This window comes from Bartonella sp. AA81SXKL, from assembly GCF_042196945.1.
GTDB lineage: Bacteria > Pseudomonadota > Alphaproteobacteria > Rhizobiales > Rhizobiaceae > Bartonella.
Window position 1 is genome coordinate 1 of the sequence record NZ_JBHIRH010000051.1, and the last position, 3,051, is coordinate 3,051.

The 3,051-nt window shown below is 37.1% G+C and carries 4 protein-coding genes; all 4 read left to right on the plus strand.

What is annotated here, in order from left to right; genetic code table 11:
* The first annotated feature begins 78 nt into the window (after positions 1 to 78).
* Positions 79 to 468 carry a hypothetical protein gene (locus tag ACFINZ_RS09240; RefSeq protein ID WP_375685674.1) on the plus strand — a complete coding sequence of 130 codons (390 nt, stop codon included), beginning with the start codon at positions 79 to 81 and terminating at the stop codon, positions 466 to 468.
* 291 nt (positions 469 to 759) lie between these two features.
* A complete protein-coding gene (locus ACFINZ_RS09245) occupies positions 760 to 1,557 on the plus strand; it encodes a hypothetical protein (protein ID WP_375637250.1) in 798 nt (265 codons plus the stop codon).
* Positions 1,558 to 1,641: 84 nt separating this feature from the next.
* On the plus strand, positions 1,642 to 2,082 hold the full coding sequence (locus tag ACFINZ_RS09250) for a hypothetical protein (protein WP_375612653.1): 441 nt from the start codon (positions 1,642 to 1,644) through the stop codon (positions 2,080 to 2,082).
* A gap of 268 nt (positions 2,083 to 2,350) precedes the next feature.
* The coding region (locus ACFINZ_RS09255; protein WP_375701375.1) for a DnaB-like helicase N-terminal domain-containing protein at positions 2,351 to 3,051 on the plus strand (701 nt) is incomplete at its 3' end.

Sequence of the window (3,051 nt, forward strand, 5' to 3'; positions counted from 1 at the left end):
ACGCTTCTGTACGGTCCATTTTGAGGCAAATAAACCCATTGGTAAAGTTATGGATTTAGATAGGGGATATTAAACCAGATGTTTTTAAAAAAACGTAAACAGAAGGGGGGAAAAAAGTTCGTTGCAACGGCGGTGGGGCATGCCCCATGGGGATTAGGGGTGGCAGAGTATTTTTACAATCTCTATGAATACGAAGATGGTATGAGAGAATATGAGGAATTTGACGGTGGTCAGTATCATGAGATGCCTGAGAATGTTGATTACAGTACCAAGGCGCAAGTGAAAGCTTGGATATACGGTGGTGATTTGCCAAGAAGCGTATTGAGTTGCGAAGCGTTGATAGACGAGGTGAATAGGGAAATCAAAAAACGTACAGTTAAAGCAGTGAAAACTTATGATGATATAGACAACGAGCTAGAGAAAGCACTTGGTATTCAATTAGGTAGGTATCAAAATGAAAAAAATTGAAAAAAATAAAAAATACGTATTGACATTAAAGAAAAGGTCGTTTAGAAAGGCGTCAAGTGCTCAAAACACTAAATCACAAGCGGATAAACCCCGATAAGGTTTTTCCCATTTCTTTAAATACTGACTGTCTTTTATGTTGTGATTAGCATATAACGATTATGTCGGGTGTGTTCACACCATACAATACTCTTATGAGAAAAGTGTGACGACGGACTTGTGACCGTGTTTTGAACACCCGGCGCCCTTATAGGGTTGTCAATTCAAAACCCAATTATCACAAGGATTACTAGCATGAAAGCTACAGTTAAAAATCAAGAATCTTCCTTTTTTGTTACAGATGATAATGGCTCTTTTAAAAAGAGAGAGTTTGCAAAAAAATACGAATTTACAGGCGAGACAATTGAAGTTGGTTTTAAGACACTTCATAGAATTAGAGCATTAAGAGATTTTGGAGATGTAAAAAAAGGGGACCTCGGCGGCTTTATAGGTAGTGAATACAATTTATCGCATCATGGCAATTGCTGGGTCGGAGGTAAAGCCAAGGTTTATGCTAATGCACGGGTTTACGATAATGCCGTTGTAAGTGGTTATGCTCATGTTAATGTGGAAGCTTGTATTTATGAAAACGCCCGTGTTTATGGCAAGGCGGTTGTAGGTGGCTTTGTTTATGGAAATGCTGAGGTTTATGGTTTTGCACGTATTTATCCTCGTGCAAGAATTTATGGGAATGCTCACGTTCATTATAATGCTTGGGTTTTTAATGATACACATATTTTTGGTAATGCCAAGCTTTCTGGATATGCTTGCATTTATGCTGATGTAAAAGTTTATGGTAATGCCAAGGTTCTAGGCTTTTCAAAACTTTATAAAAATGCACACGTTCATGGGAACGCTGTTATTGAAGGGCATGCTGAAATTCATGGGATTATTTATGGTAATGCAAAAATATCAGGTTATTCAAAAATTTATGGGAAGGTTTCAGGCAAGGCAAAATTAAGAGAGTGTGATTTTGTTCATAGGGAAGGTGAGGTTTATAGTGGCAATAAAGTCATATATAACTCGAATAATATTTTAGAAAAAGCAGCGTAAATAACGGCGCGGGCGCGGCGGGGGCGCCTCCTTATAACCATTTCATTTAAAAATTTGTTTGAATATTAGATTAGGGAGCTACCTATGACCACTAAAACTGTATCCAAAAAATATGAACTTACTAATGAAACTACAGAAGTTAAAGACCATCTCTATGGTAGAGTTAGAACACTTTATCGCATTAAAGCTTTAAGAAGTTTTGGAAGTGTTAAAAAAGGAGATTTAGGGGGCTTTATTGAAAGTGAATACAACTTATCACATGATGGCAATTGCTGGGTTGGTGATGATGCCAAGGTTTATAATGCTGCTATGGTTTGGGGGCATGCGAAGGTTTTTGAAAATGCAATAATTTGTGATGAGGCGTGTGTTAATGGGTTTGCGAAGGTTTACGGTAATGTACGTGCTTATGGAAAGGCAATTATTGGTGGCAGGGCGCGTGTTTTTGGAGATACGCAACTTATTTTGGGGGCATGGGTTACAGGAAGAAAAGAGATTTCTACAGGTTTAATATCCTTTTGTAGATAGATAAAGACTGTAGAGGAATTGATTAAAGCGGCTGTGGCGTCTAAAAGATAGAATAAAAAAAAGCCGCGTCCTTTAAGACACGGCTTTTATTATCAAAACAGCTAGCGATCTAAATAAACGATTAAAATAACCAATCGAAATATAAAAGAACATCTCTTTATTGCACAAAACGTATCAAAAAGCAAGCTGTTAAGTAAAATAAAAATGGGATTCACACTGTAGATTCAGTGATTTATAATTATCATTTATCAAATCAATTTAAATCATAATGAATAAAATGAACGCTGTTAATTTACCTTCTTTTCAAACAGAAGAACAATCTTCTTTTCGTCAACTGCCCCATAATATTGAAGCAGAGAAAGCTTTGCTGGGTGCTATCATTATCAATAATAATGCTCTTGATAGCGTTTCTGATTTTTTAAAAGCAGAGCACTTTTTTGAACCGTTGCATCAAAAGCTTTTTGATATCATTTCACAAATTATTCAAAATGGAAAAGTTGCAGATCCCATTACTATTAAGCCCTTTGTTGAAAATGATGTGAAAATTGGTGACATCACTGTATATAATTACGTGGTGCGTTTAGCTACCGAGGCAGTCACAATCATTAATACTAAAGATTATGGGAGCGTCATTTATGATCTGTTTATCCGACGCTCTTTAATTAACCTTGGCACTCAAGTTGTGAATAGAGCTTATGATGTTTCTGTAGAACTTACAACATCACAACAAATTGAAACTGTTGAAAATCAGTTGTTTGAATTGGCAGAAAAGGGAAAATACGGGGGTGGGTTTGAAAATTTTGATACAGCCATTGCAAAAGCACTTAACATGGCAAGTGCTGCGAAAAAGCGTTCCTCACAGCTCTCAGGGATCGCTACCCATATCAAAACACTTGATGAGAAAATGGGAGGGTTACAAGCATCTGATTTGATTATCCTTGCGGGGCGCCCTGGGATGGGGAAGACCTC

Bases quoted from the DNA above. Each gene is read 5' to 3' on its own strand.
- ACFINZ_RS09250 (WP_375612653.1), top strand. From the start codon at position 1,642: ATGACCACTAAAACTGTATCCAAAAAATATGAACTTACTAATGAAACT.
- ACFINZ_RS09240 (WP_375685674.1), top strand. From the start codon at position 79: ATGTTTTTAAAAAAACGTAAACAGAAGGGGGGAAAAAAGTTCGTTGCA.
- ACFINZ_RS09245 (WP_375637250.1), top strand. From the start codon at position 760: ATGAAAGCTACAGTTAAAAATCAAGAATCTTCCTTTTTTGTTACAGAT.